Source organism: Brotomerdimonas butyrica, from assembly GCF_025567305.1.
Classification (GTDB): Bacteria; Bacillota; Clostridia; order Peptostreptococcales; family Anaerovoracaceae; genus Lentihominibacter; species Lentihominibacter butyricus.
This window is the reverse complement of record NZ_JAOQJP010000011.1, coordinates 84471-106687: the sequence shown is the minus strand read 5'-3', so window position 1 is coordinate 106687 and position 22217 is coordinate 84471. Positions and strand designations below refer to the sequence as shown.

42 protein-coding genes and 1 tRNA gene are annotated in these 22217 nt (G+C 44.7%); 14 read left to right on the top strand and 29 right to left on the bottom strand.

The features are described from left to right. Positions 1-159 precede the first annotated feature (159 nt). Positions 160-810, bottom strand: coding sequence for a hypothetical protein (locus tag OCV59_RS09110; protein WP_147594178.1), 651 nt, complete (start codon positions 808-810; stop codon positions 160-162). Between the two features lie 623 nt (positions 811-1433). Here OCV59_RS09110 and OCV59_RS09105 point away from each other — a divergent pair. The 8 genes from OCV59_RS09105 to OCV59_RS09070 all read left to right on the top strand — a co-directional run bounded on the left by OCV59_RS09105 (position 1434) and on the right by OCV59_RS09070 (position 4346). After that, on the top strand, positions 1434-1622 hold the full coding sequence (locus tag OCV59_RS09105) for a hypothetical protein (protein ID WP_147594177.1): 189 nt from the start codon (positions 1434-1436) through the stop codon (positions 1620-1622). A gap of 61 nt (positions 1623-1683) precedes the next feature. After that, complete coding sequence (locus OCV59_RS09100) at positions 1684-1944, top strand: hypothetical protein (protein WP_147594176.1); 261 nt, start codon at positions 1684-1686, stop codon at positions 1942-1944. A gap of 10 nt (positions 1945-1954) precedes the next feature. Further along, the gene (locus OCV59_RS09095; protein ID WP_147594175.1) at positions 1955-2140 is read left to right on the top strand and encodes a hypothetical protein; all 186 of its coding nucleotides are present in this window, start codon (positions 1955-1957) and stop codon (positions 2138-2140) included. Positions 2141-2191: 51 nt separating this feature from the next. Then, the gene (locus tag OCV59_RS09090; protein WP_147594174.1) at positions 2192-2434 is read left to right on the top strand and encodes a hypothetical protein; all 243 of its coding nucleotides are present in this window, start codon (positions 2192-2194) and stop codon (positions 2432-2434) included. 15 nt (positions 2435-2449) lie between these two features. Then, positions 2450-3178: a hypothetical protein gene (locus tag OCV59_RS09085; protein WP_147594173.1), complete on the top strand. Its 729-nt coding sequence runs from the start codon at positions 2450-2452 to the stop codon at positions 3176-3178. A 21-nt stretch (positions 3179-3199) separates the two neighbouring features. Continuing rightward, the gene (locus tag OCV59_RS09080) at positions 3200-3367 is read left to right on the top strand and encodes a hypothetical protein (RefSeq protein WP_262584268.1); all 168 of its coding nucleotides are present in this window, start codon (positions 3200-3202) and stop codon (positions 3365-3367) included. Between the two features lie 93 nt (positions 3368-3460). Continuing rightward, positions 3461-3892 carry a Panacea domain-containing protein gene (locus tag OCV59_RS09075; RefSeq protein WP_147594172.1) on the top strand — a complete coding sequence of 144 codons (432 nt, stop codon included), beginning with the start codon at positions 3461-3463 and terminating at the stop codon, positions 3890-3892. Continuing rightward, complete coding sequence (locus tag OCV59_RS09070; protein ID WP_147594171.1) at positions 3879-4346, top strand: hypothetical protein; 468 nt, start codon at positions 3879-3881, stop codon at positions 4344-4346. Before OCV59_RS09075 ends, OCV59_RS09070 begins: the two co-directional genes overlap by 14 nt. Positions 4347-4389: 43 nt before the next feature. On the opposite strand, the gene OCV59_RS09065 is transcribed toward OCV59_RS09070, so the two are convergent. The 23 genes from OCV59_RS09065 to OCV59_RS08955 form a co-directional block, all read right to left on the bottom strand. Beyond that, positions 4390-4812: a hypothetical protein gene (locus OCV59_RS09065; protein WP_147594170.1), complete on the bottom strand. Its 423-nt coding sequence runs from the start codon at positions 4810-4812 to the stop codon at positions 4390-4392. Next, the gene (locus tag OCV59_RS09060; RefSeq protein ID WP_147594169.1) at positions 4805-5089 is read right to left on the bottom strand and encodes a hypothetical protein; all 285 of its coding nucleotides are present in this window, start codon (positions 5087-5089) and stop codon (positions 4805-4807) included. The genes OCV59_RS09065 and OCV59_RS09060 overlap by 8 nt, the downstream gene beginning before the upstream one ends. Positions 5090-5100: 11 nt before the next feature. Beyond that, positions 5101-5709, bottom strand: a complete 609-nt coding sequence (locus tag OCV59_RS09055; protein ID WP_262584267.1) for a dATP/dGTP diphosphohydrolase domain-containing protein — start codon at positions 5707-5709, stop codon at positions 5101-5103. 205 nt (positions 5710-5914) lie between these two features. Next, positions 5915-6127 (bottom strand): hypothetical protein, encoded by a 213-nt coding sequence (locus tag OCV59_RS09050; protein ID WP_147594168.1) that lies wholly within the window; start codon positions 6125-6127, stop codon positions 5915-5917. A 122-nt stretch (positions 6128-6249) separates the two neighbouring features. After that, complete coding sequence (locus OCV59_RS09045) at positions 6250-6657, bottom strand: single-stranded DNA-binding protein (protein ID WP_147594167.1); 408 nt, start codon at positions 6655-6657, stop codon at positions 6250-6252. Next, the gene (locus OCV59_RS09040) at positions 6657-6908 is read right to left on the bottom strand and encodes a hypothetical protein (protein ID WP_147594166.1); all 252 of its coding nucleotides are present in this window, start codon (positions 6906-6908) and stop codon (positions 6657-6659) included. Before OCV59_RS09040 ends, OCV59_RS09045 begins: the two co-directional genes overlap by 1 nt. Further along, a complete protein-coding gene (locus OCV59_RS09035; RefSeq protein ID WP_147594165.1) occupies positions 6908-7666 on the bottom strand; it encodes a DUF7666 domain-containing protein in 759 nt (252 codons plus the stop codon). The genes OCV59_RS09040 and OCV59_RS09035 overlap by 1 nt, the downstream gene beginning before the upstream one ends. Further along, the gene (locus OCV59_RS09030; protein WP_147594164.1) at positions 7644-7976 is read right to left on the bottom strand and encodes a putative PDDEXK endonuclease; all 333 of its coding nucleotides are present in this window, start codon (positions 7974-7976) and stop codon (positions 7644-7646) included. The genes OCV59_RS09035 and OCV59_RS09030 overlap by 23 nt, the downstream gene beginning before the upstream one ends. Before the next feature lie 193 nt (positions 7977-8169). Further along, a complete protein-coding gene (locus OCV59_RS09025; RefSeq protein WP_147594163.1) occupies positions 8170-8436 on the bottom strand; it encodes a hypothetical protein in 267 nt (88 codons plus the stop codon). Continuing rightward, positions 8429-8974: a replicative helicase loader/inhibitor gene (locus tag OCV59_RS09020; RefSeq protein WP_147594162.1), complete on the bottom strand. Its 546-nt coding sequence runs from the start codon at positions 8972-8974 to the stop codon at positions 8429-8431. The genes OCV59_RS09025 and OCV59_RS09020 overlap by 8 nt, the downstream gene beginning before the upstream one ends. After that, positions 8964-9716 (bottom strand): hypothetical protein, encoded by a 753-nt coding sequence (locus tag OCV59_RS09015; RefSeq protein WP_147594161.1) that lies wholly within the window; start codon positions 9714-9716, stop codon positions 8964-8966. The genes OCV59_RS09020 and OCV59_RS09015 overlap by 11 nt, the downstream gene beginning before the upstream one ends. A gap of 1 nt (position 9717) precedes the next feature. Next, positions 9718-10251, bottom strand: a complete 534-nt coding sequence (locus OCV59_RS09010; RefSeq protein WP_147594160.1) for a hypothetical protein — start codon at positions 10249-10251, stop codon at positions 9718-9720. Next, a complete protein-coding gene (locus OCV59_RS09005; protein ID WP_147594159.1) occupies positions 10248-10529 on the bottom strand; it encodes a hypothetical protein in 282 nt (93 codons plus the stop codon). Before OCV59_RS09005 ends, OCV59_RS09010 begins: the two co-directional genes overlap by 4 nt. Further along, the gene (locus OCV59_RS09000) at positions 10526-11101 is read right to left on the bottom strand and encodes a hypothetical protein (protein ID WP_147594158.1); all 576 of its coding nucleotides are present in this window, start codon (positions 11099-11101) and stop codon (positions 10526-10528) included. The genes OCV59_RS09005 and OCV59_RS09000 overlap by 4 nt, the downstream gene beginning before the upstream one ends. Continuing rightward, positions 11098-11415 (bottom strand): hypothetical protein, encoded by a 318-nt coding sequence (locus OCV59_RS08995; protein WP_147594157.1) that lies wholly within the window; start codon positions 11413-11415, stop codon positions 11098-11100. The genes OCV59_RS09000 and OCV59_RS08995 overlap by 4 nt, the downstream gene beginning before the upstream one ends. A 9-nt stretch (positions 11416-11424) precedes the next feature. Further along, entirely contained in the window at positions 11425-11994 is a 570-nt protein-coding gene (locus tag OCV59_RS08990; protein ID WP_147594156.1) for an ERF family protein, read from the bottom strand. A 9-nt stretch (positions 11995-12003) separates the two neighbouring features. Next, complete coding sequence (locus tag OCV59_RS08985) at positions 12004-12279, bottom strand: hypothetical protein (RefSeq protein ID WP_147594155.1); 276 nt, start codon at positions 12277-12279, stop codon at positions 12004-12006. Beyond that, positions 12272-12421, bottom strand: a complete 150-nt coding sequence (locus OCV59_RS08980) for a hypothetical protein (RefSeq protein ID WP_262584265.1) — start codon at positions 12419-12421, stop codon at positions 12272-12274. Before OCV59_RS08980 ends, OCV59_RS08985 begins: the two co-directional genes overlap by 8 nt. Positions 12422-12481: 60 nt before the next feature. Continuing rightward, on the bottom strand, positions 12482-12886 hold the full coding sequence (locus OCV59_RS08975; RefSeq protein WP_147594154.1) for a hypothetical protein: 405 nt from the start codon (positions 12884-12886) through the stop codon (positions 12482-12484). Continuing rightward, positions 12883-13149, bottom strand: coding sequence for a DNA gyrase (locus OCV59_RS08970; protein WP_262584264.1), 267 nt, complete (start codon positions 13147-13149; stop codon positions 12883-12885). The genes OCV59_RS08975 and OCV59_RS08970 overlap by 4 nt, the downstream gene beginning before the upstream one ends. Positions 13150-13385: 236 nt before the next feature. After that, positions 13386-13613, bottom strand: coding sequence for an excisionase family DNA-binding protein (locus OCV59_RS08965; RefSeq protein WP_147594153.1), 228 nt, complete (start codon positions 13611-13613; stop codon positions 13386-13388). A 53-nt stretch (positions 13614-13666) separates the two neighbouring features. After that, positions 13667-13867 carry a helix-turn-helix domain-containing protein gene (locus OCV59_RS08960; RefSeq protein WP_147594152.1) on the bottom strand — a complete coding sequence of 67 codons (201 nt, stop codon included), beginning with the start codon at positions 13865-13867 and terminating at the stop codon, positions 13667-13669. A gap of 365 nt (positions 13868-14232) precedes the next feature. Next, positions 14233-14412 carry a hypothetical protein gene (locus OCV59_RS08955; protein WP_147594151.1) on the bottom strand — a complete coding sequence of 60 codons (180 nt, stop codon included), beginning with the start codon at positions 14410-14412 and terminating at the stop codon, positions 14233-14235. A 216-nt stretch (positions 14413-14628) separates the two neighbouring features. Between OCV59_RS08955 and OCV59_RS08950 the strand changes: the two genes are divergently transcribed. From OCV59_RS08950 to OCV59_RS08925, 6 genes are all read left to right on the top strand, one after another. Next, positions 14629-15048: a helix-turn-helix domain-containing protein gene (locus tag OCV59_RS08950; protein WP_262584263.1), complete on the top strand. Its 420-nt coding sequence runs from the start codon at positions 14629-14631 to the stop codon at positions 15046-15048. Between the two features lie 24 nt (positions 15049-15072). Next, a complete protein-coding gene (locus OCV59_RS08945) occupies positions 15073-15492 on the top strand; it encodes an ImmA/IrrE family metallo-endopeptidase (protein ID WP_147594149.1) in 420 nt (139 codons plus the stop codon). 14 nt (positions 15493-15506) lie between these two features. Continuing rightward, positions 15507-15875: a hypothetical protein gene (locus OCV59_RS08940; protein ID WP_147594148.1), complete on the top strand. Its 369-nt coding sequence runs from the start codon at positions 15507-15509 to the stop codon at positions 15873-15875. 60 nt (positions 15876-15935) lie between these two features. Then, positions 15936-16421, top strand: a complete 486-nt coding sequence (locus tag OCV59_RS08935) for a YHYH domain-containing protein (protein WP_147594147.1) — start codon at positions 15936-15938, stop codon at positions 16419-16421. Between the two features lie 309 nt (positions 16422-16730). Continuing rightward, positions 16731-17246, top strand: coding sequence for a type III toxin-antitoxin system ToxN/AbiQ family toxin (locus tag OCV59_RS08930; protein ID WP_147594146.1), 516 nt, complete (start codon positions 16731-16733; stop codon positions 17244-17246). Positions 17247-17395: 149 nt separating this feature from the next. Continuing rightward, the gene (locus OCV59_RS08925) at positions 17396-18586 is read left to right on the top strand and encodes a tyrosine-type recombinase/integrase (RefSeq protein WP_147594145.1); all 1191 of its coding nucleotides are present in this window, start codon (positions 17396-17398) and stop codon (positions 18584-18586) included. 145 nt (positions 18587-18731) lie between these two features. On the opposite strand, the gene OCV59_RS08920 is transcribed toward OCV59_RS08925, so the two are convergent. The 5 genes from OCV59_RS08920 to rbfA all read right to left on the bottom strand — a co-directional run bounded on the left by OCV59_RS08920 (position 18732) and on the right by rbfA (position 22212). After that, a tRNA-Pro gene (locus OCV59_RS08920) sits at positions 18732-18808 on the bottom strand. Between the two features lie 112 nt (positions 18809-18920). After that, positions 18921-19856 carry a bifunctional riboflavin kinase/FAD synthetase gene (locus OCV59_RS08915; RefSeq protein WP_147594144.1) on the bottom strand — a complete coding sequence of 312 codons (936 nt, stop codon included), beginning with the start codon at positions 19854-19856 and terminating at the stop codon, positions 18921-18923. Between the two features lie 17 nt (positions 19857-19873). Continuing rightward, positions 19874-20824, bottom strand: coding sequence for a tRNA pseudouridine(55) synthase TruB (truB, locus tag OCV59_RS08910; protein ID WP_147594143.1), 951 nt, complete (start codon positions 20822-20824; stop codon positions 19874-19876). Between the two features lie 21 nt (positions 20825-20845). After that, entirely contained in the window at positions 20846-21817 is a 972-nt protein-coding gene (locus OCV59_RS08905; RefSeq protein ID WP_147594142.1) for a DHH family phosphoesterase, read from the bottom strand. Beyond that, complete coding sequence (gene rbfA / locus OCV59_RS08900; protein WP_147594141.1) at positions 21814-22212, bottom strand: 30S ribosome-binding factor RbfA; 399 nt, start codon at positions 22210-22212, stop codon at positions 21814-21816. The genes OCV59_RS08905 and rbfA overlap by 4 nt, the downstream gene beginning before the upstream one ends. Positions 22213-22217: the final 5 nt, after the last annotated feature.

Below are 22217 nucleotides of genomic sequence, written 5' to 3'. Positions count from 1 at the left end.
CTTTTGCGTATGTATATACATCGTATTGTATATTATTCATGCGTGCAATGTATACCACGCAACCGCACATCCGCTTCAAAACAGCTTCAACCTCAGTGTTTTCAACGTATTCAGGCGTTTCGTTAACTATTCCGATAATTTGCATTAACGGAAATGTTTCTATTTCAACAGATCTATAGCCTTGCGCGCCTGTTCTTCTGTAGCAATTACAAGTGTTTGATTTACCGTCTGCGGCGCTTGGTCTTCCTGCCATCCGTGCAGTGCTTTCAAGCTGAAGATATCACCCACTCGACCCTTGGAATACAGCCGTTCTTCGGTCTGTTCCTCTACCGCTAGGACGGCTTTTTGCAGTGCCTCTGACCACGTAATAAGCGCTATTCTGTTACCTTCGCCATCAGTTACGACTGTAGTTGTTGTTCTATCTATGGTATTTATATCTATATCATGCATATCACAGTATTCATATAGTCTGTAATCATAGTCACCCCGAAGCATTTCATACCATGTTGCTTTGCTGATGCCCGCCGCCCGAATCATTCCCGATATTGTCAGCGGCTTTTCTGCATCGGTCTGTTCTATTATGTAGTCCTGAATCCGATCCATTGCCCCTGCCAGATCTTCCTGTTTATATTTCTTCGCCCTGCGTTGCTTCTCTGCTATCTCGTTATATTTTGCAATGCGCGCCGACTCCATGCGGCTGATCTCCGCCAGTCCTGCCCCGTTTCGCGGCTGCCCCGGTGTCCGGTTCCCTTTCTTGTGGGCGTTCGGCCCGTTGTTCTTGCTTCCTCTGTCATATTGATTTAATGCCATGCCCTCACCCCCTTTGTAAATGAAAGAAGACCGCCATCGCTGACAGTCTTCTTGATTCAAGAAAAGAAAAGAAATGATAATATGCCTTTTGACTTTTTCCACGATATAATTATATCATTTCTCCATAATAAATTGTTTATTTTTGTTGATATTCCAACGTTTGCAGACTTGTACGAAAATAAATACAAAACAAATCTGCAAAAAGTTCTTGACACTCAACAGTACACAGGTGTAAGATTAAGTCACAGCAAAGGAAAAAGCGAATACAGAGATCACCGGACGCGAGAAATTGGCATTAACTCCGGCGGGCAAGACCCGACAAAACGATGAATGAATAAGACAACAAAAGGCGTGAAGTTCGATGGTGGTTAACCACATCCGATATACCTGCAGTTACAGTGTAAAACCTGAATCGCATATACAGGAGGTGGTAACATTTCTACATATGAAGAATTAATGATTATCTTGACCTTTGGGTTAGTGATAGTTGGAATACTGAATATAAAGAAATAACCGCCCACACACTTCAAACCGGGCGGTTATTCTATAACCCTTGCGGTTAGCCATTTTCAACGGCTCGCCTTTTGTTATATAGATTATAACACACGCCGGGAGGTGATTCAATGGGAAAAAGAGAATACACCCCAGCAAGAGCCGAGGCAAACGCTAAATATGATGCAAAGACATACAAGAAAGTGAATATCGCTTTACGAATCAACGAAGATGCAGACATAATCAAAAGCTTAGAGGAAGCGAAGAAAAAAGGCATAAACAACCGCGAATGGCTCCGGGAGATTTTCGAGGGTAATTAAGCCCTCTTTTCTCTTTTGTACACTCAATAGTGTACAAAGAACAACGAAAGGAGAAAACACAATGAAAAAGAATAACATGACAGTTTATACGGTATATCTGGACGACGGCAGAGACTGCTACAAGATCACTGTTCCAGCTTTCACAAAAGCGGACGCGATCAAGTACGTTGAAGGAAACGGCGAAGTAATCGCTATCAAAGAAAGTGAACTGCAGGATATCAACCTCGACTACCTTGCAGACACGTTGGCAAATAACGCATGGGGGCAGATGGAGATTGACGTTATAACAAGAGTTCTCGAGCAAGTAGGATTGAGGAGATAGGAGGCACACCATGAAAGCACATAACATAACAATCGACATCAACACACTGACAACTGAACAGCTGGAACAGCTCAAAGCAATGACTTACTTCAATGGGCAGACAACCGAGACTAAAGAAATCAATGACAGGATCGCATTTATAGAAGGGCGCATAACTGAGAAACAGGAAGACGCATACATGAGTAAATGGTGCTAGCATCACAGAGAGCCGGAGCATAGCTCCCGGCGGTAAATAAGGAGGTACGAAATGAAATACAAAGGCTATTACATCGAAAAAGAATCTGCAAACGGTTTCCGCAGCAAAGAGGAAGTTGACCACTTCCTCAGGGAACAGGCCGTAAACGCATACATAACATCGGTGCAGATGTTCGCCAGCCATCCAACAATGGAATGCAGCATTTATTCGGCAGAAAAAGCCGACAGACTCGTCAAAGGCTTCGGGTTCACTTGGGAACAGGTCGAAGCCATCGAAATCGAAGCACTTGCATAAGAGAGGAGAAAAACCATGACATACGAAATTAGAGAAAACGCAAAATACAATTCACACGAAGTATACTTTGATGCAATCCCGCCGTTTGAAGTGCGGGATGCACTCAAGGGTTTAAATATGAGATGGAACGGCAAAAAGGCTTGCTGGTATGGATTTGCCAGCGAGTCCGAACTGATCGCAGCCATTCAGGGGCACGATGAAGCGACGGTTGTTACTGATGGGTACATGGGCGGCGGTGCCGTTTATGGCAGCAAGTCCAATAAATCACTGTATGGTGCGGACCTGTCGAAAGCGATCCGACAGGATATTAAAGCCGCTGGGATCAAGGGAGCAACGGTATCATGCAGGACCTACTCCGGCGGTCAGTCAATCCTAGTAAAGGTAAAGATCCACGATGAAGATATGACGGACCTTGCGGAGTTCGCAGAAAGTTACAAAGTAAAGGGCGCTTGGGTCTACGATGGAGCGAATACCATTGATGTTAGTAAATACTATGAGATGGACAGTGCACATCAGAAAACCGTCAGAGAAGCAGTTGCAAAGTACGAGTGGGAACGCTCGCGCAAAGGTATCCAGATAAATAACTACCACTGCAGCAACTACACTGTATACTCGCCGGAGTTTTTGACAAAGCTCGAAGCAATCAATGGCATCGTTGCAGCGTACAGATACGACGAAAGTAACAGCATGGTTGACTATTACAGCACAAACTTTTATTACACAATCGAAACAGTGGGGGCATAAAGCCCCCAGGAGGTACAAGCTATGAACACTTACAGAGTTGAGATTGAGGATGATAATTTTGAAATCATCTTAGCAAACAGCGATGACGAAGCACTGTCTGAAATGTGGAAATTAGAAGAATACGGTCACTCCGTTTTTAACCTATTTCGTTTGGATGATGATTACAACGAGATTGAGACAATATTTTAAACCTTAGTTTTAATTTATCACTTTCAGCCAATACAAATACATGTTATAGTAAAAATATATGGAGACAATAAAACAACGGAGGGAGGTTTTGTCATGGCAAATGTATTTGACACAGCAAAATATATTCTTGAGCAGTCAGGTCCCATGTCTACGATGAAGCTTCAAAAGCTTTGCTACTATGCCCAGGCATGGTCGCTTGTATGGGGTGAACAGCCTTTATTTAATGAAGATTTTCAAGCTTGGGCGAACGGACCCGTTTGCCCTGAATTATTTTTCAAGACTCAAGGGGAGTATTCCGTAAGTGCCAACGACGAGAGCGGAGGTGACGGGGATCTCTCTGATGACCAGAAAGACACAATCGACAAAATACTTGATTACTATGGCAAACATGATGCGCAATGGTTAAGCCAATTAACACACATGGAGGATCCTTGGATCAATGCAAGGAAAGGCGTACCGTTAGGTGCCGGATGTAGTAATGTAATAACAAAAGAAAGCATGGCGATGTATTATGGCGGGATCTAAAAGAGAAAAGAAGATCAGGCAAAAAGCAAACCCAAAAGGACAACATATTGCTCAGGGCGGTGACCCTGAGCAATATTATTCCCAGACACCGGCATGGACATTTTCAAACGCTGATACTGAGAAATGGGCGTTTTCACAAGATCATTTAGGCGACCTTATTTGGACTGAGATATTGCCGAAACTAAGGGGACTTGAAACACAAAAGTGGAGCGAAATACTTGTCGGAAGCAAGAAGCAAAATCACTCACTGGACCTGAAAGATTTAAACAAAGCAGCGCAAGACAGATTAGTTTCTAAGTACATAGAGGCCGAGTCGCTTATCTCCCTGAGTTTATCAGGCAAACAAAGGCTATATGGCTACATGACCGGCAGAGTCTTCAATATACTGTGGTATGATGAAGGGCACGGGGATAACGATACATGCGTTTGCAGATCACGTCTCAAACATACCTAAATTACAAAACGACAGCAACCGCCTTGGTTACTGTCGTTTTGTACTATAAAAATCTCCTTGTTATGATTCTGGATAGGTGGTCAATAGCCTGCCTCCTAAGGCTGTACACGTCAGAGCGGCATATCGCATGTTCAAAGCTAAATTTATCCACACGTGCAGATATATACCCTCTGCCGAAGAAAAACAGCTCTATCACTTCTTTTTCAGCCTCTGTGATGTATCGCATTGCGAAATCCAACGCATGTTCGTAATATTCTATGCGGTCAATATCATTCTGGATCCGTTCTCTTGCGGCCGCCACACTTGACACCGTATCATTGATGCGCCTTGATCGCACGGGTGAGTTATCCTTCCCCTGAATCTCCGTTATACTGTCAAGTTCTTCTTGCAGTTTTTTCTTTTCCTCTTCCCATCCTCTGGATTCCTTTAGAAATTTTATAACATCGAACCCTATGTATCTATTCATCGCTCCACCCTTTCAGTAATATCCCTGTCTTCTTCTGTATCGTCTCTCTGATATCTTCCATCTTGGCTATATGATTGCTTACATACGAAGCATATCTGTCAGTGCGTGACATTATATTGCACAGCTGATCGTCGTCAATACTCAGCTCATCAGCGACAGCCGCAAGCAGTATCAAGCAGGCTTTATCTGTCGCATTCTTGGTGACCTCGCGCTTTAGCTTGTTCAATTCCGACGCTGTTAGCTGTATCTTTTTCTTCTTGATCTTCGCCCTCTGCATATTGCCACCTCTCAGTCTGCGCTATATCCGGCGCATTCTTTCCCGCGTGCCGGATTGCATGATTCATTATGCGACGTACAAAAGCAATAATCATCATTGAAATAACAATCCGTTTCAACGCAGCGAATCGCCATTTCCGGCATCCCCTGCTTGTTCGTGATATGCTCATGCGTCCAGATCAGGCACATGATATTCCAAACGAACGCTCTATCATGTCGCTCATCGTCATCATCCCTCAGCCACTTGAGATAATGTCTGACTGCGCTGTCTATATAACTCGATTCAGGTATTCCTTTTTTCCAGTTATCTTCTCCGTATTTTTTTGCCCCTTCCTCGAAGTGTTTAGATACTTCGAGAATCACATCTACAGCGGTTGCATAATCAGTAGCACAGGCAAACAGGTCAAGTGCTTTGTACAGCAGATAAGTGTTTTCTCCGTTTCTGTACTGTTCAATACATGAAAGAATGTCCAGTTCGCGACTGTCTATCAATTCTGTATATTGCAACCAATTTATTACAACGTCCAAAGGCATCAGATCGCATCTACCTTTGCCTTCCTGAATGTCTCTGACTGCACCACTCTCGTATTCTCGTCTGTTTCCGCTATCTTGTATCATCATTCATCAATCTCCTCTTTTTCCGTTAAGTCTGTACACAATTGGCACACATCGTAAAAACTACCATTACAACTACCCTCGTAATTCAGAAAACAATCGTATTCAGTACATTCGTACTTTTTCGTACAAAATGTATTCCATACGCAATCATATGGGCAATCATCGTGTTTGCATATATCACATGGATGTTCCGTTCTCATTTTTTACCTCATTCATCAACTTCACTATCAAGCCACTCCTCTTTGCAGGGAAAACAATTTTTCCTGCTTATTTTCCCATCTGCGCTACAATGCCCTCTCTCGTCACCAGCGTAATAAGGGCAGTTTACGTTGTAATAGACCATAGCTTCATACGACGCTCCGCCATCATCCACAAAGCCTGAACTTGACAACAAGCCTATCATGTATTCTCTGTTCGTCATTCTATCACCCCGTCTTCTTTCTCAAACAGCTCGCACCGCCCGCAAGCCGTTCAAACGCTTCGTCAGGCGAAAGATAACACAAAATCGCTATGCACAATGCGCTCCAACCATCGTCCGTGATATCAGAATGGTATGTCATCGTCTAATGCTGCAAACCCGCTCGGCACACCGTCTTGTTGATGATCGTGCCCGCTATTCTGGGATTCCTTATTTCCCCATTCCAGAAATTCTACTCTGTTAGCCACTACATCCGTTGTATATACTGTAGCGCCGTCTTTATTGGTATAACTGCCTGTCTGTATTCTGCCCTGGATGCCGACAAGTCTACCTTTTGCCAGATATCTCTCGCAGTTTTCCGCCTGACGGCCAAGCACCGTAACTCTAGGAAAATCTGTTTTCTTTTCTTGCCCGGATCTTACCGGCCTGTCTACCGCCACCGAGAATGTTGCAATGGCCATTGGTTCCTGCCCTGTTGTATATCTAACCTCAGGATCCTTGGTCAATCTTCCAATCAGTACTACCGAGTTCATTATTTCTCCTCTCTGTCAATCTTTTCGATTGCTCGTCTTATTCTGTTTCTTTCTGTATTCGCTCCATCAATAAAACCTTTGCCGTACGAGAACGCATCCACCCCGTTCGTGAGCTTTCCAAGCTTGTTCAACCCAAACTCATCAAATACCAAAGCATTGAAGCCCGCTATCTTATACAATCGCGGCTCACCGTGTCTTTCAATAACTTCACCGATTTCAATTACAAATTTATCTCCCGTGTTGTGAACCATTATTCTACCTCCGTAAATTCTCCATCTTTCAACATATAGAACGTGTTTGCTTTGATTGTTTCTCCGTCCACTACAGCAGACTTTACATCTTTAATGTGCCACTCATAATTTCCATCCTTGCACCACTCGGCAAGAACAATAAAGCATCCTAACGCACCCTTTGCCTTTCCTTCAATTCCTGTAGCGATTGCAATTGATTCCTTACCCTCTACAATCGCGGCGCTTCTGTCGCCCGTATTTGTCGCGGCGCTTCCGTAACCCGTATTTGTCGCGGCGCTTCCGTCGCCCGTATTTGTCGCGGCGCTTCTGTCGCCCGTATTTGTCGCGGCGCTTCCGTAACCCGTATTTGTCGCGGCGCTTCCGTAACCCGTATTTGTCGCGGCGCTTCTGTCGCCCGTATTTGTCGCGGCGCTTCCGTAACCCGTATTTGATTCTTTCGCGCCGTTCCAGTCGACCTTGTCCATGATAAATTTCACGCCAGCTTCAACTATTCCCTTTATTCCAATTTCCGCTCCGATACTGATTTTTCTTGCACACCTTTTGCTATCGTCAGATGTTTTTTCACTCACATCCTCTAATTCAACCTCGCAGTATCTACTGTCCGCAGGCGGATAATAACCGAAAACATCTAGCGGCGCTTCGCATGCGTGGAATCCGCAGTTGCATAATTCCGCTTTTTCTTCCTCGTAGGTTTCCCCTACCTTGTACTGAAATTCTCTGCACTGTAGTTTGTTATTAAACCCTTTGTATGCTTTCATTTCCCTTCTCCTTGTATAACTTCATGAAATCTTCCAAACTTATTGTTACAAGCCATTTTTTACGGTTTTTTCGATGAAATACCGCCGGCATTTCATCATTTTTGCTATCACTGATCGCCTGTTCTATGGCATTGTCTATATTGAGCTTTTCTACTCGTTTGCATTCGATATGTACGCCCGGAAGCCCGACCACATCTGCGTCTCCGTTTGCTCCGCAATATTGCTGACCGCGCCTGGCATCGAATCCGTATTCTCGCAGCACTGCCGCTAGTTCGCGTTCGCCTGCCGCACCTTTATTTCTGCTATTCATACGTCCCCCTAGCGATTCGCCTTCCGTCTTCTTTCGTTGTATAAACTTATTGCGACATCGCTTGCGAGCTTATCACTCGCTTTCGCCTTCCGTATCCGCTCCGCCTTTTCGTTGCGCTGAGCTTTATCCTCTAGAAATCTTTTGCAACTATCCTGACATGCAGGATGTCTCTCTGCGCACTTTATGCACTCTATCATGTCCTCACTCCTGTTTTTCTGAGATATTTAACATCCTCAATTATCTCCCGCAGTTCTTTCAGCACAGTGCTCTTCGTGACCCCTCTGAACCCCTCTGCAATCTCCTCGGCCTCTTCTTCTGAAAACCGCCATACGAACCCTTTTGTGCAGATAGCATATTCACCATCGTTATAAAAATACACGATGCGCGGATCCTTGCTCTCGACTGCATATATCCCTAATGATTCCGCCTTCATGCCTAGAGCAACCAAGTTATTATTCATCGTCACTCTCCACCAGTCGCTGCACGCCCTCGATGTCCTTGCGTTTTCCCTCTTGAAGTCTGGCCAGATTTCGCTTCAGGCTTTCCGGAAGCGCGAGCATCTCTTTCGCCTTACTTTGCTCCTGCTCGTAGACCATTCGGAAATTCGCCCGATCTTGCATGATATTCTCACTCATGCACAGTTCTTTCCATCCCAGACGCTTCACCACTTTCCTTGTGATTTCGTCCATGCTTGCGAACGCTTCTCCTCGCCTGTAATATCCGAATCTGCCTACTGCTTTACGAAAGCTTTCCCAGCCATCCGACCAGTCACGAGGTTTGCTCGTTATCTCTGCGGCTCCGGATCGTATTTCCGCGACCGTCGGCGGAAACTTGTTTGTTGCCATGTGCTTTTGTATAGACACATTCGCTATCTCGTATGGCATGTCTTTCAAAAGCTCGTACCAGATTTTCACGCTGTTCGCATCCGGTAAGAAGCTTTGCGATGTGTAAACCGCCTTCATGCCTTTGACCAGTCTCTTAAATTCATCAAAGTTCATCGATCCAGTCCAGCCTCCCTTCTTGCTGTATTTTCTCTGCGGACTTGCTCGCTCTATTGCGTTCCCAGTTCCGTACTGCTGCCCGCCAATCTTTCATTTTGTTTTTTCCGACCATCCATCCGTTAGACTCATAAAAGTCTATAAACCTCTCTGGGTCGACATCGTTTTTACGCTCGATGCAGTAGGCTTTCACTTCCTGAAGCGTCGGCTTTGTAAATTTAGAAACACCGTCGCCGTGTGATACGCGCGTGCGCGCGCTATTATATATATTATTCTTATCTTTCTTGTCTTTCTTTTCTTTCTTTATACTGGTACTGTCAGTGGTCCTGTTAGTGGTCCTGTTAGTGGTCCTGTCACTGGTACTGTTAGTGGTCTCATAGGTGGCTTCACTGGTGGCTCGCCCCTCTTGGTATCTGCTGTAATTTTCAATGGTTACGATGGTACCGACACTGGCTCCGTAGGTGGCTCGGTCAAACGACGCCATCTGCATGCTTTCAAGCATGGTGCAAAAACGCTCTAGCTTTCCTCTGCTCCAGCCGAATGTCTCGGCAAGCTTCCTCAAACTCACGATCAGCTGACCCGTTTCCAACTTCACGACCTGTCCTTTTATCACCTCCGTTTTTTCGAACCTGCATGCTTTCAGCAGCAGCCATTCAAACGCATGCCAGCGGTCAAATGGCTTCTCGTTGAACAGATCATTTTCGGTAGCTTTCCGAAAAAGTTTTATATATGTATCCGCCATATTAATCACCGCCCCATGCCGCTTTAAGCCTCGAAAGCTCACTCGGAGTCATCGTCTCTATATCGAGCTCGTGACAGTCAGAAATTATCCCGTCTATCAGCCTTGACATATCAGCTGTGTTATAATTGCTGCTTCCCCAGAAGAACTTTATATTTACATATCCTTCCGTTTTTGAATCGCCGATGACAGTGTGCGAATTTCCAAGTCCTTGTTTATCCCACATCGCACACAAATCCTCAGCAACTTCTTTCTTCACCGGTCTGATATCACTGACTCCATAGCTCCTTATGCAGTGCTGATAGATCTCTGTATCTGTGCTCCTCAGGACATCCGCAATCTTCTTGCACAATACCCAGCAGTAGGCATTCGCATCAAGGCTTCGTTTTGCCCTTTTTCTTTTGATTTCAGCGACGTATTCCTTGCCCTCAACGTATTTATCCATCAAAGCTTTTACAGCGTTCATATCGTTCGTATGGAGTATTATTTCTGCACCCTCGCCCCAGCAGGGGCGGCTGTCTATCTTGTCGATTATCATAAATAATTCCTCCCGAATATTCGTATAAATTCGTCTCGGCTGTGTGTTTCCTCGAACTTCTTCTGCCCTAGCCTTTTTAGATACGCATCAACATCTTTATCATTGTGCGGTGTGCTGTGCATGCTGTTTTCGATATGCCTGTCCCATCGAAGCCACACCCACAAACCATACTTTTCCGAATTGTCACGGTTGTAGGCTCCGAAGATATGATGCTTATGCAATCCTTTTGTCGCACCTGTGATGAAGCATTCTTTCTTGTCCTGCATTATACTTTTCATGTTGGCATTCTTCCTTTCCTCAGGCACCTTGCCAGATATTTGAGCTCCGGCAGATATTCGTCTTTGATAAAATGCTTGTCATATTTTATCGGAGTGAATTTTATCCTCGACGGGTCCACCACTATCTCCTGCTCCGTGTAATACTCGTCTGGATAAAGCGGATATGATACTATGTACAGCTGCTTGAAATCATCGTAGCTTTCTTTGTATGCGTACATTTCCACCTGCGCCTGCCGCCAGTACTGCTTCGACACCTCAAATTCCTTTTCTGCCTTGTGAGTCTTTACCTCGTATATAGTGCCTCTGAGGTCTCCATCGTAATTTACACGGAGTTTAAGCTTGTCAATGACTATTTGCCTGTCAAGGTTCATTTCCTCGCTGACAGAGCTCAAAATCAAGTGCTCGTACTTGTTGCCTGCGTCGGTGTAGACGGAGCCTTTAAAATCAGGCTCCTGTTCTCCCATCTTCACCGCCCACCACTGTTTGAACGTCTTCGTGCTGCGATTTTTCGAAACGACCATCGAGGAATCGGAACCGCCGAACCAGCCGCTTCTATCAGTGTTCGTAATCATTTGACCGTGATCCTTATATACTCAGATTTTCTCGTTCTCTTGTTGTATGCCTGTTCTATCTCGTGGTATGAATCCGGATCTTCTGCTCTCCATTTCTTTGTATCAAGCGACACGCTTTCGGACTCCGGAATGTAATTGATCCTCACGATATCGTTGTCTATTGAAGCTATACCGTGCTTCTTCATGCCCTGCAGCAGCATTTCCTTTATTTCCTTTTCCTGCTGCTCCAAAGCCTTTCGCTGTCCCTGTATGAATGAAAGCGTTTCGAACGCCGCCATGTTCTTTCTTTCGAACTTCTCTATTGCTGTACTCATGATTTACTCCTATCTTTTCATTATCCATTCGATACACGCTTCAAGCCTTAACTCGTCCATTTCTGCAAGCTCGCTGACTTTCGCCATTTTACAAACGTCGCTGACTTTCATGCGCTTCGCATCACACAAGGCAACTACTTTGTCCATCAGCTCGTCTTTCGTCATTTTCGGTGCTGAGCGTTGCGGCTTTTCCTGACGTTCCCTGTACTCGTTCGTGTCAGCATCTTTCGTATCGTCGATACAGAACAGACCATTCAGAGCGTATTTTCTGGCATAACTGGATGCCGCTCCTGTAATCTGACTTCCATCCATCCCCTTCTTCGTCTCGTCTTCTCTGGCATATGCGCAGACAGATACGGTCTCCGTTCCGTTTGTAATAGTCGCGGTAGCTTTTATGTAATACCGTTCGCCGATGTTTTCCAACGTGTCTGACAGTGTCAGGATGCAGTTATTTTTATGGCAAAGCGGTTTCACCGCTTCCAGAATGTCCTCGGCACTGCGATAGTTGTATTTTCCGAAACTGTTGTACTGACCCTTAGGTGCTTTCAGCTCCGACTGTATATTTATCAGTTCTTTCATTTCTTCTCCTTACCAGCCAAAATTGTTGGATATGATATCCTCGAAATCTTCCTGTGTCGCTCCGAGTTTTTCTTTCAGTTCCGTGAGCGCCTGATTCACTGTGTCATAGCACTCTTGGCAGAAATCCTCGGAAGTATAGTTCGTATGACATATAGGGCACTCATGTGCTTCTGATATATCATCATCGCCGCAGTACGGGCACGTCCTTTCGTGATAGCCCGTATCTGCTTCGAAGCGTTCTACAGGACTTTCGAATATCTTTCTGCATCTGTTACACTCATTCATCAGCTTCGTCCTCACCTTCGTAAGATACCTCGAATGCTTTATGGAATTTTATGAGTAACTTCGCAGTTTCTTCAAACTCTTCTGCGGTCGCGCAGTTAAATTCTGTTTCGCTGTATCCGACCTTGAGCCTTACGATTATCATTGTTTTTCTATCCTTTCTGTGATATCCTTTAGTTGGTTTATTTTGTGTGTTCCGCCAGAATTACGATTCTGAATGCGGAACATCTTTTTTTATTTGCTCGATAATCACTAAAACTAAATCGTCAACAGCGTCGTCTATTACATCTTCCATAGTCTTAGTTTTGCTGTTCGCATCTTCTGAGTTGTCCTCGTCATTGTCCTCGATGCCATCGTCTGCACTATCTTCGACACTCTCTTTAGCGAGGCGGATTATCAGCTCCATAGTTTCGTTTTTTAGGTCCTTTTCCATTTCTTCCTCACTCATAAGGCCACGTTCAAAGTCCCGCCTTATTTTTTCTTCCGCATGTTCGCCGAACGCATCTTTATACACTTTCTCAAACAGCTCTTTTACCATGCTCGTAAACTCAGCTTCAATCAGCGGAAGTATACCTTTAAATTCAATTTTGTTCTTGTCAACTTTAATCATCTTTCTTTCCTTTCTGCAGCCTTCCAGACTGCAACTTTTCTTTTCGTCGTTTCGTCGTACGCCTTGCCGGTAACCTCTACCAGCCCGGCAGCTTTTAACTCTGTTAAGCGTGGCTTCACAGCATTCAGATCCGTGAATCCCATTCCGTACGCGATCTGTCTCGCCGTGTACTCCTTGTCGCTCATAAACTCCAAGATGTCCGCCGCCCTCGTAACAGGCCTTGATATGTATGACTCTCTCCTCGTCTGTTTAGTTATCTCCATGCCCGCCTCCTAGTACGGCATCCCGTCTCTCGCCCAGAGCGAGAAGATCATCAGCATCGGCAGTGCCATCAAAGCTCCGACTATAATTGTGTTAAATACCTTTTTCATTTTCTTCTCCTTGTCCATCACGCCCTTTACTGGACGGCCGCTTGTATATCATTCAAATTAGGAGGCAATTCAACTTAGAAAACACATCGATTGCGCAGCCGCCCGGTACAGGGCGTGATATTCAATTGTTATTTCTTAGATTCGTAAATCCGCTTTCGCTCTTTGGATTCTTCTATCGCCCAGCCTTCGACCGTGGACTTTAACAAATCAAGCGGGATCTTCCAATTCGTTCCCTCGCGGTATGCTTTGAGCTCACCGCTCTCCAACTTTTTATGTATGACGTTATTGTCAGTCTTTAAAAGCCTTGCCGCCTCTGCAGCTGATACAACTAATGCCGCTGTTTTCGCTTCTCCCATGTTTTCACCTCCTTAATCCTTACTTCTATTAATCAAGGTAGTGACCTTGATTCCTAATACATCTGCTCATCGTCCAAGAAATACTCGATCGTTACACCAAAGTAATCTGACAGGATTTTCAGCTTGTCTAACTTCGGCTTGCTCCTTCCTGTCTTCCAGTCGGAAAGGCAACTCTGCGGAATGCCGGTCTCTTTCGCAAGAGCCCACTGAGTCAAGCCTTTCTCTTGCATTAGCTTCTCTATTTTCTTGTACATTCTTCACCTCCTCGTCTTATCGTTTTTGTGGTATAATTTGTAGTGCCTAAACGGCAGAAATGAGGTCATTATGTTTCTCAAATATAAAGTTATGAAACAAATTAACAACGTTGGATTTCCTAACACAATAACTCTTGATGCCCTTATACGAGACCTTGATGCTGATAACGATAAAATGCTCATCGCCTTAGATATCCTCGGATGCAAAGGGTACGTTTACTGCGATGCCTCCCAATACCCCACAATGCTAATATCACTGCGAAATTTATCGTCGTTCGTCCGATACAAGCATGATATGAAGATATGCGCGCTCGAATGGATTATAAAAATCGGTTCATTCCTCGCCGTTATCGTCTCTCTGTTGTTTACTGAGGCATTGCAATCAGCATTATTAAAAGTGCCAAACCTGATATCACAAATGCTATCCCTGCTATAAGCTGCATCGTCTCCCGTCGTTCTTGCCTTTTCCGCAGTTCGGCGGCTTTTTCTTTCCCAAAGAGCAAATCTCTTTGCGCATCCCATTCTTCGTTGAACTCCTTTTTCACTTTCTCATCTCCTCTCTTTCATCTTCGCTTTATTTCAAACGCATTTGCGATTGACACCATATCGCATTTGTGATACTATGAGCTTGTTTAAAGAGTAAATTAAATACGACGCTACTGTTTTATCGCTTTCGCGTTTTTGTATCTTCATTATAAATCGCATTTGCGATAATGTCAATGATTTTTTATTGTGTTTGCGATTTTTTATGTGAGGGAACTATGAACGAGATATTGCAACGTATAGAAGCTTTGCGAAAAGCAAAAAAGAAAAATGTCACACAATTATGTAAGGAAGTTGGAATTGCACAAAGCACATATGCAACATGGTTAAGGGGCGACAGGATCCCACGATCTGATAAGATTCAGTTGTTTGCAAAATATTTTGGTGTCGATGCAAATTATATAATGACTGGAAAAAAAGACTGGCAGCCGAAGCTCACCAAGAAAGATGAAAGAGATATAAAGAATGCCATTGAGGCTATAAAGAATCAGCTATCAACCGGCACTGGACTCATGTACGACGGCGAGCCGCTAGACGAAGAATCGCAAGAAGCTATTCTCGCCGCTATAGAAGTGGCTGAAAGAACTGCCATTCTTGAAGCAAAGAAACGGTATACGCCCAAAAAGTATAGGGAGTAATCACACCAAGGAGCGTGCGAACAGATGGATATTAAATTACATATAAAGCGGCTGTTCAAACAGCACAAAACGCTCAATCCATATGAACTTGCCAATGCGCTCGGTATAATCGTTCACAGGATGGATTTAGGCAATACGCGAGGATTCTGTTATAACACGCGCCGTGTGAAACAGGTATTCCTGAGCGATAGTCTTTCGGACTGGACTGAAAAATTCGTGTTGGCGCACGAGATAGGGCATCTCATCATGCACCCTAAACACAATGCTCCATTCTTGCAATCGACTTTCTTTTCTATGGACAGATACGAAATAGAAGCGAATAAGTTTGCTGTGGAACTTATAATCACCGATGCAGATTTGCAAGAGCATTGGGAGTATACCATTGATGAATGGGCAATGTATTACGGATTGCCAAGAGAAATTATAGAGTTGAGATTTAGATAGGGAAAAATATGAATATGCGTACAAAGGAAAGGATTCTGCTTACGCTCTTTTTCTTGATAACACTGTCTTGGACGGTAATAATTGTAAGCAGAAGTGCATTTTACGGGCATTTACACATGAGTTTAGACAATGTAGTTTACGCAACATTTGTTCTGCTTTTACTAGACGGATTCGTTCTTTATTGTATTCTAGGGTTGATTGCAGCATTTTTCGCAATTGCTTGTCAGCCAAAAGGTCGGTCCAGAAAAGAAATGGCAACCTCTTGCGATTTTGATGACGTCACAGAAAAACTTCCATGGTTTGCATTTCCGATAAATATATTATTTGCCGCACTCCATATGTCCGGGATAGCTATGATAATGTCACCATTTATTCCGGATTGAAACGTATTATGGATTGTAGAGAGAAATTATCGAATTGAGATTTAGATAGGAGAAGAAGTTATGAAGAAGTACATTCCTTTGATTTTGTTCGTTCTATTCATTCCGACAGTTGCTTTTGCTCACAGTGGTGGAACCGATTCAAATGGTGGACATCACGACTATAATAACGTGAGCGGCCTAGGAAGCTATCATTATCATCATGGATACGGACCTCATTTACACGAGAATGGAATCTGTCCTTATGATGACAACTCAAGCTCAACGTCGGCGGTTTCTTACGCCTCAAACGATTCGTCAGGGGAAGTGTACACCATGACCGAAACCGAGCTCCATGACTATGTGGTTGACTGCGTTGACAGAGACCCAAGTGAGTATGGCATGGTCAGAGAATCGGAATATATAGAATTACAAAGAAAATATGACACCTTAGAAGAACACTCAGTCAATAAAGAAGAAAGCTCAGAAGATATGATGTACGGTATCGGCATAACCGCCGCAATAGGCGCCGGTTGCTGCTACGGCATGTATAGAAAATACAACAAATAACCTTGCGAGCATTACAGGAGTCGTGGTTGAGATCAAAAGAAAGGTATACAGAATAGAATAGCAAGGAACAGTACGGAATAGAAAAAAACTTAATAAATAATATTGATTTTTTGAAGTCCATCGCATATAATAATATCACAGATTAAGTTCTGTTCGCCGATCATTGCGGCAAGAATACAATGAATGTGTAAGCGGTTAGATTGTCCAATTAAAACAATCGTTTAAAAGCGGTTAGATTGTCCAATTAAAACAATCGTTTAAAAGTACAGGATGGATTCTTCCATCCTGTTTTATTTTTAGGAGAGATTTATGAATTGGTATGTAGTAGATAAAGATTATGTAAAGCATTTATCCGAAACAGATCCGAAAGTTGGTTATGTAGAATATGGAGATCGCTTAAAGCTCCACATAGGCATCCTTTTAGATATAAATGGAATAAACTATTATGTTCCTGTGTCATCACCCAAGGAAAAGCACAATAGAATGAATAATTCCATCGATTTTCACAAACTTGTAGATGCGCATACGGGACAATTGTATGCAGTGATCAACATAAACAATATGATTCCCGTTCCTGAGAAATATGCTGTGCAGTTAAAATACAATACGATCGACGATTTCAGACTTTTCGCCGATGCTACGGAACGAACTAATTACATATATTTGCTACAAAAAGAAAAAGCGCTCATAGATGCCGCAGAAAGGACGCTGAAAGAAAAAGCACGGAAATTATATGCAAAATGCACAAAAAACCCAGATTCTAAACTTGCTAAGCGCTGCTGTGACTTCATAGCACTCGAAAAAGCATGTAGAGAATATAAATAAAAAATGCGCCCTCGCCGCACAGCAGCAGAGGACGACTTTGCCATACAGTGCCTAGGACACGATATAGCTTACCACCAATTTGATTATATCATAAGTCCTTCGCACCTGTACAGGTGTATTTTTTATACCCAAAATCAAAGGAGGAGCATATGGCAACCAAAAAGAACATTGCAATCAAAAGTGGCGACAAAGAATACGGATATTTTAAAATAACTCGAACCATCGGACATGAATTTAAGGATGGGAAAAAAATCGCCATAAAGAAACAGTTTTATGGTACTAGCAAGGGAGATGCTGAGAAGCAGTTCCGAGCATACCAGGATGAACAGTTACGAAAAAAGTATGAAAAGGAGCGCGCCGCAACCGAAGCGCAGCTTAAAACCTTTGGGGAATACGCGGAAGAATATACTTACGAAGTCTTCATGAACAGCACTTATGCAAAAGGAACAAAGCGCAGATACGAGCAAAGCTACCGGGTACACATAAAAGATTCATGGATCACTTCTATCCCAATCTGCGAAGTGGACGCAAAAACGATACAGGACTTCTATATGTGGCTTCCCGTATCAAAACAAAATTTAAAATCGATAAATAAATGGATGTCGGCATTTTATAAATGGCTCACACTGAATAAAGTGTCCGGAAACGTCCTCAGTGCGGTAACCATGCCGGAGAAGTACGACAACAGGAAAAAAGATGAGATAATAGTATGGGAGCCAAGCGAAATCCATACCATTCTCACGAGCTCCGGCAGGCACAGACTGCGTTTTATGATGTTTCTGATGAATTACTGCGGTCTTCGTATATCAGAATGTCTGGGGCTAAAATACAGCGATATCAGGTCTGGTTTCGTGCATGTCGACCGGCAATATTATCAAGGTGATATCGTTCTGCCAAAACACGATTCCTACAGAAAAATTCCGATCCACCCGGAACTGGAAAAGGCACTGCTGGTCCATAAGGAGCGATTCGAGACTGAAGCCAGACGCAACAAATACAAAACGGAATTTGTGTTCACCAGCGACTCGGGAGAACTCTTGGAGTACGGCAACGTACGCAGATCACTGAACCGATATTACGATAGAATCGGCGTTCCAGAGAAAAGCCCCCACACCTACCGGGCAACATTCTGCACTGAGCTGTGCCGGGCAGGCGTGCCGCTTGAGGTGGCATCTAAACTCATGGGACACAAATCAATCGAAGTCACTGCCAAACATTACGCTCTTGTAAAACAGGATGTGCAAATCGAAGCTATAAATAAACTGCCTGGCATCCATCGCGAAACCAAAAATAAACTTACCGTCGTTAGACCAAAGAAAAAACCACAAAGGATCAAATGATGGCTCAAAAATTTAACTACTTTTTAACTACTTTTGCACAAGAAACACCCATAAAATCCAATAGAATCGCACACTTTCCCATAGAACAAACCGCATCAAAAAACCCTCTGAAACGTTGAAATTTCAAAGGGTTTTTCGTTCATACTGGTCGGGATGACAGGATTCGAACCTGCGGCCTTTGCGTCCCGAACGCAACGCTCTACCAAGCTGAGCCACATCCCGCTCTGTGCTAATATATATTATATTACTTTTATTTCAAAATGCCAGTATTTTTTATGTTTTTTCCAATGTTTTTTATGCTTAAAGTTCTGCCGGCTTTGTCGCCATCAAAAGCTTACAGCGAACCGTGTTCGCGATGGTATGCCTTCGCCATGATGCAGTCGTGCTCTATACGCTTGCTCAGTTCCTCGACACTTGCGAATTTTCTCTCCTCGCGCATGCGTTTTACAAACTCCACGCGGATCTGCTTTCCGTACAGTTCCTTGTCAAAATTGAATATATGCGTCTCGATGTTCTTGTTGTAAGTGCCGACAGTAGGCTTCACTCCTACATTCGTGATGCTGGGATACCTGATCCCGTTATAAGTGCAGAATGTCACGTACACTCCGTTAGGCGGAGCCGCCATAGTCTCGTCGAGCATTATGTTCGACGTCGGGAACCCGATGGTCCTTCCAAGCTTGTTGCCTACTACCACCTCTCCGCCGATCGAATACATCCTGCCCATGAACTTAGTGCACTCCTCCATCTTGCCATCGGCGATAAGCTGCCTTATATACGTGCTGCTCACAACCACCCCATCGATCATATACGGCTCCTGTACGTGGATGCCGAATCCGTGCTTCAGACCTTCATGCATCAGCACTTCCGGTGTTCCCATAGCCTTGTATCCAAAACTGTAATTGAAACCGCAGTAGGCCTCCCTTATCCTGAATCTGTCCACGAGGATATCCTTCACAAAAGCCTCAGGTGACATAGTCAGTATATCCTTGGTAAAAGGTATGTTGAACAGGTAATCTATGCCCATGCTCTCCATGATCTCAGCCTTTTCCTCAGGATATAAAATATTTTTCACCGCAGGAAGATTTTTCAGCAGAGTCCTCGTATGATTCGAAAACGTGAACACCGCGCTCTTCAGGCCTGCCGCCTCGGCGCTCTTGACCGTTCTCTCTATTATCTGCTGATGCCCTTTATGGACGCCGTCAAAATTTCCAAGTGCTATGACCGTAGGCTCTATGCCTTTGATCTCGTCAAGTGAATTAAAAATCTTCATATCTATCGCCTCTTAAATCATATATCCGCAAATATCTTGTCTGCCTTCATAGCATTTTCTTTCCGGCTGTAATAGCCGACTCCCAGAAAATTCCCCGTGCCTGACTCGTAGACACCGTAAAGCTCACTGTATTTCCTGCCTCTGCTGTTGTATTTCTCATGCTCGTACTCCGCAGGCTTTCTCAGCACTCTGACCTGCTTCCATCTTATACTGTTGCCGTTGCAGAAATACTTCGTCCTGTCGGGCGCCATCTCAGCCTTTCCCAGGTGAGAAAGCGGCAGATCGATGTCCAGCAGGCGTTCCTCTATATCTTCAGGCGTCATGTTCTTGAGCTCGTACGGTGTCACTGCATTCTCCAGTGTAAAGGCTCCGCTTTCCGTCCTGCTCAATGACTGCATGGCTCCGCCGCATCCGAGAGCATCTCCCAGATCGCTGCATATCGTCCTTATGTAAGTGCCCTTTGAGCACGTCACATCGAATGTCACCGTATGCTCATCCATGTCTATGTCTGTCACCGCCAGTTCTTTTATCTCTACATCTCGCGGTCTTATCTCCACTTCTTCACCGTCTCTCGCATATTCGTAAAGCCGCTTGCCGTTTATGCGTACAGCCGAATATTTCGGAGGCAGCTGAGTGATCCTGCCGCGGAAAGCCTGCAGCTTTTCCATTATCTCAGATTCTGTAACACCTGCAGGGCTTTTCTCTTCGAGCACCTCGCCCCAGACGTCCTGCGTGTCGGTCGTGATGCCGAGCTTTGCAGTGCATCTGTACGTCTTGTAGTCAAGATCCAGATATTCCATTATCTTCGTGGCTTTTCCTATAAAAACAGGCAGCAGCCCTTCTGCCATAGGATCAAGAGTTCCTCCGTGACCGACCTTTTTCACGCCCGTCACTCTGCGGCACACAGCGACACAGTCGTGAGAAGTCCAGTCCTGAGGCTTGTTCAAAATCAGTATGCCGTCTTTCATCAGGTTCTCCAATCAAATTAGTTATATATCATTCCAGTAATCTTCTAGCTCGCTTTTTATGAGTGCCAGCGCTTCGTCCATAGGCATATCGAGAGTGCAGCCTGCAGCCTTTACATGACCGCCCCCGCCGTATTTCACAGCGATGCTGTCGACACGTCCGTACGATTTCGCACGCATGCTGACCTTTACCGCACCGTTTTTCTCCTTGAGAAAGGCAGCGATCTCGACTCCCTTTATATCTCTGAGACGGTCGATCACAGCCTCGCAGTCCCCGAGCTCTGCACTTTCCGCCTCGAGCATCGCCGAGGTGACATATGAAACTGCCGCCTTTCCGTCTGCGATCAGCTCCATCTTCTCGAGTATCGCGCTTTCCATTCTCGTCTGCTTGTAGCTGACGCTGTTATAAAGGTTTATCACCAGCTTCTGATGATCGATGCCGCAGCCGAACAGCTGCGAAGCTATCATATGTGTCTCGGCAGTCGTATTGGAATGTCTGAAACTGCCGGTGTCTGTGCTTATTCCCACGTAAAGTGACTCTGCGATGGTCTTTTCTATCTCGATATCCATTTCACGCAGGAGTTTATATATTATCTGCGCAGTCGCGGCTTCACCGCCGTCGATATAGTAAAAATCACCGAAGCTGCCTGCCGTGACGTGATGGTCTATGCAGAGCTTTGTCTTTCCTTCTCTGAACTTTTCCGCACGGCCGCTGAAGCGATTTTCCTCACTGCAGTCGACACATATGCAGATATCCGGCATGCTCACGCAGTCTATGTCTGTCGTACAGTATTCCGTATCCATGAATTCGAGATAGCCTCTGATCTCCTCGTCAAGCAGCACCCATGCGTCCTTCCCCTCATTTCTAAGAGCGCGGCAAAGCGCCGCACACGAGCCCAGAGCGTCTCCGTCAGGGCTCTCGTGAGGGAAAATAACTATAGACTCTGCCGATCTCAGCAGATTTCCCATTTCGCGCAGTGAAGAATTGCTTATCATAGTGAATTTCCTTCGTCATCGCTGTGATCGATGTCCAGCTCATCGATGATCTTCGATATATGCCTGCCGTATTCCATCGACCTGTCGATCTTGAACACCAGATCAGGCACATGTCTGAGCTTTATCTGATGTCCGATCTCTCTGCGGATGAAGCCCTTGGCATTGTTGAGCGCATCAAGAGTATCCTGCTGCTGCTCCTTTGCAGTCTCGCTCGAAGGATCCTGCCCCAGGACGGAGAGATACACCGTAGCGTAGCTCCCGTCACTTGTGACCTCAACTGCCGTTATGCTTATCATCGCTGATAATCTGGGATCCTTGAGTTCTCTCAGGAGCATCGAGCTGATTATCTTCCTGATCTCTTCTCCAAGTCTGCCCTGTCTGTATCCTTTGCCCATACCGG

Bases quoted from the DNA above. Each gene is read 5' to 3' on its own strand.
- OCV59_RS09110 (WP_147594178.1), bottom strand. From the start codon at position 810: ATGGCATTAAATCAATATGACAGAGGAAGCAAGAACAACGGGCCGAAC.
- OCV59_RS09105 (WP_147594177.1), top strand. From the start codon at position 1,434: ATGGGAAAAAGAGAATACACCCCAGCAAGAGCCGAGGCAAACGCTAAA.
- OCV59_RS09100 (WP_147594176.1), top strand. From the start codon at position 1,684: ATGAAAAAGAATAACATGACAGTTTATACGGTATATCTGGACGACGGC.
- OCV59_RS09095 (WP_147594175.1), top strand. From the start codon at position 1,955: ATGAAAGCACATAACATAACAATCGACATCAACACACTGACAACTGAA.
- OCV59_RS09090 (WP_147594174.1), top strand. From the start codon at position 2,192: ATGAAATACAAAGGCTATTACATCGAAAAAGAATCTGCAAACGGTTTC.
- OCV59_RS09085 (WP_147594173.1), top strand. From the start codon at position 2,450: ATGACATACGAAATTAGAGAAAACGCAAAATACAATTCACACGAAGTA.
- OCV59_RS09080 (WP_262584268.1), top strand. From the start codon at position 3,200: ATGAACACTTACAGAGTTGAGATTGAGGATGATAATTTTGAAATCATC.
- OCV59_RS09075 (WP_147594172.1), top strand. From the start codon at position 3,461: ATGGCAAATGTATTTGACACAGCAAAATATATTCTTGAGCAGTCAGGT.
- OCV59_RS09070 (WP_147594171.1), top strand. From the start codon at position 3,879: ATGGCGGGATCTAAAAGAGAAAAGAAGATCAGGCAAAAAGCAAACCCA.
- OCV59_RS09065 (WP_147594170.1), bottom strand. From the start codon at position 4,812: ATGAATAGATACATAGGGTTCGATGTTATAAAATTTCTAAAGGAATCC.
- OCV59_RS09060 (WP_147594169.1), bottom strand. From the start codon at position 5,089: ATGCAGAGGGCGAAGATCAAGAAGAAAAAGATACAGCTAACAGCGTCG.
- OCV59_RS09055 (WP_262584267.1), bottom strand. From the start codon at position 5,709: ATGATGATACAAGATAGCGGAAACAGACGAGAATACGAGAGTGGTGCA.
- OCV59_RS09050 (WP_147594168.1), bottom strand. From the start codon at position 6,127: ATGACGAACAGAGAATACATGATAGGCTTGTTGTCAAGTTCAGGCTTT.
- OCV59_RS09045 (WP_147594167.1), bottom strand. From the start codon at position 6,657: ATGAACTCGGTAGTACTGATTGGAAGATTGACCAAGGATCCTGAGGTT.
- OCV59_RS09040 (WP_147594166.1), bottom strand. From the start codon at position 6,908: ATGGTTCACAACACGGGAGATAAATTTGTAATTGAAATCGGTGAAGTT.
- OCV59_RS09035 (WP_147594165.1), bottom strand. From the start codon at position 7,666: ATGAAAGCATACAAAGGGTTTAATAACAAACTACAGTGCAGAGAATTT.
- OCV59_RS09030 (WP_147594164.1), bottom strand. From the start codon at position 7,976: ATGAATAGCAGAAATAAAGGTGCGGCAGGCGAACGCGAACTAGCGGCA.
- OCV59_RS09025 (WP_147594163.1), bottom strand. From the start codon at position 8,436: ATGAATAATAACTTGGTTGCTCTAGGCATGAAGGCGGAATCATTAGGG.
- OCV59_RS09020 (WP_147594162.1), bottom strand. From the start codon at position 8,974: ATGAACTTTGATGAATTTAAGAGACTGGTCAAAGGCATGAAGGCGGTT.
- OCV59_RS09015 (WP_147594161.1), bottom strand. From the start codon at position 9,716: ATGGCGGATACATATATAAAACTTTTTCGGAAAGCTACCGAAAATGAT.
- OCV59_RS09010 (WP_147594160.1), bottom strand. From the start codon at position 10,251: ATGATAATCGACAAGATAGACAGCCGCCCCTGCTGGGGCGAGGGTGCA.
- OCV59_RS09005 (WP_147594159.1), bottom strand. From the start codon at position 10,529: ATGAAAAGTATAATGCAGGACAAGAAAGAATGCTTCATCACAGGTGCG.
- OCV59_RS09000 (WP_147594158.1), bottom strand. From the start codon at position 11,101: ATGATTACGAACACTGATAGAAGCGGCTGGTTCGGCGGTTCCGATTCC.
- OCV59_RS08995 (WP_147594157.1), bottom strand. From the start codon at position 11,415: ATGAGTACAGCAATAGAGAAGTTCGAAAGAAAGAACATGGCGGCGTTC.
- OCV59_RS08990 (WP_147594156.1), bottom strand. From the start codon at position 11,994: ATGAAAGAACTGATAAATATACAGTCGGAGCTGAAAGCACCTAAGGGT.
- OCV59_RS08985 (WP_147594155.1), bottom strand. From the start codon at position 12,279: ATGAATGAGTGTAACAGATGCAGAAAGATATTCGAAAGTCCTGTAGAA.
- OCV59_RS08980 (WP_262584265.1), bottom strand. From the start codon at position 12,421: ATGATAATCGTAAGGCTCAAGGTCGGATACAGCGAAACAGAATTTAAC.
- OCV59_RS08975 (WP_147594154.1), bottom strand. From the start codon at position 12,886: ATGATTAAAGTTGACAAGAACAAAATTGAATTTAAAGGTATACTTCCG.
- OCV59_RS08970 (WP_262584264.1), bottom strand. From the start codon at position 13,149: ATGGAGATAACTAAACAGACGAGGAGAGAGTCATACATATCAAGGCCT.
- OCV59_RS08965 (WP_147594153.1), bottom strand. From the start codon at position 13,613: ATGGGAGAAGCGAAAACAGCGGCATTAGTTGTATCAGCTGCAGAGGCG.
- OCV59_RS08960 (WP_147594152.1), bottom strand. From the start codon at position 13,867: ATGTACAAGAAAATAGAGAAGCTAATGCAAGAGAAAGGCTTGACTCAG.
- OCV59_RS08950 (WP_262584263.1), top strand. From the start codon at position 14,629: ATGAACGAGATATTGCAACGTATAGAAGCTTTGCGAAAAGCAAAAAAG.
- OCV59_RS08945 (WP_147594149.1), top strand. From the start codon at position 15,073: ATGGATATTAAATTACATATAAAGCGGCTGTTCAAACAGCACAAAACG.
- OCV59_RS08940 (WP_147594148.1), top strand. From the start codon at position 15,507: ATGCGTACAAAGGAAAGGATTCTGCTTACGCTCTTTTTCTTGATAACA.
- OCV59_RS08935 (WP_147594147.1), top strand. From the start codon at position 15,936: ATGAAGAAGTACATTCCTTTGATTTTGTTCGTTCTATTCATTCCGACA.
- OCV59_RS08930 (WP_147594146.1), top strand. From the start codon at position 16,731: ATGAATTGGTATGTAGTAGATAAAGATTATGTAAAGCATTTATCCGAA.
- OCV59_RS08925 (WP_147594145.1), top strand. From the start codon at position 17,396: ATGGCAACCAAAAAGAACATTGCAATCAAAAGTGGCGACAAAGAATAC.
- OCV59_RS08915 (WP_147594144.1), bottom strand. From the start codon at position 19,856: ATGAAGATTTTTAATTCACTTGACGAGATCAAAGGCATAGAGCCTACG.
- truB (WP_147594143.1), bottom strand. From the start codon at position 20,824: ATGAAAGACGGCATACTGATTTTGAACAAGCCTCAGGACTGGACTTCT.
- OCV59_RS08905 (WP_147594142.1), bottom strand. From the start codon at position 21,817: ATGATAAGCAATTCTTCACTGCGCGAAATGGGAAATCTGCTGAGATCG.
- rbfA (WP_147594141.1), bottom strand. From the start codon at position 22,212: ATGGGCAAAGGATACAGACAGGGCAGACTTGGAGAAGAGATCAGGAAG.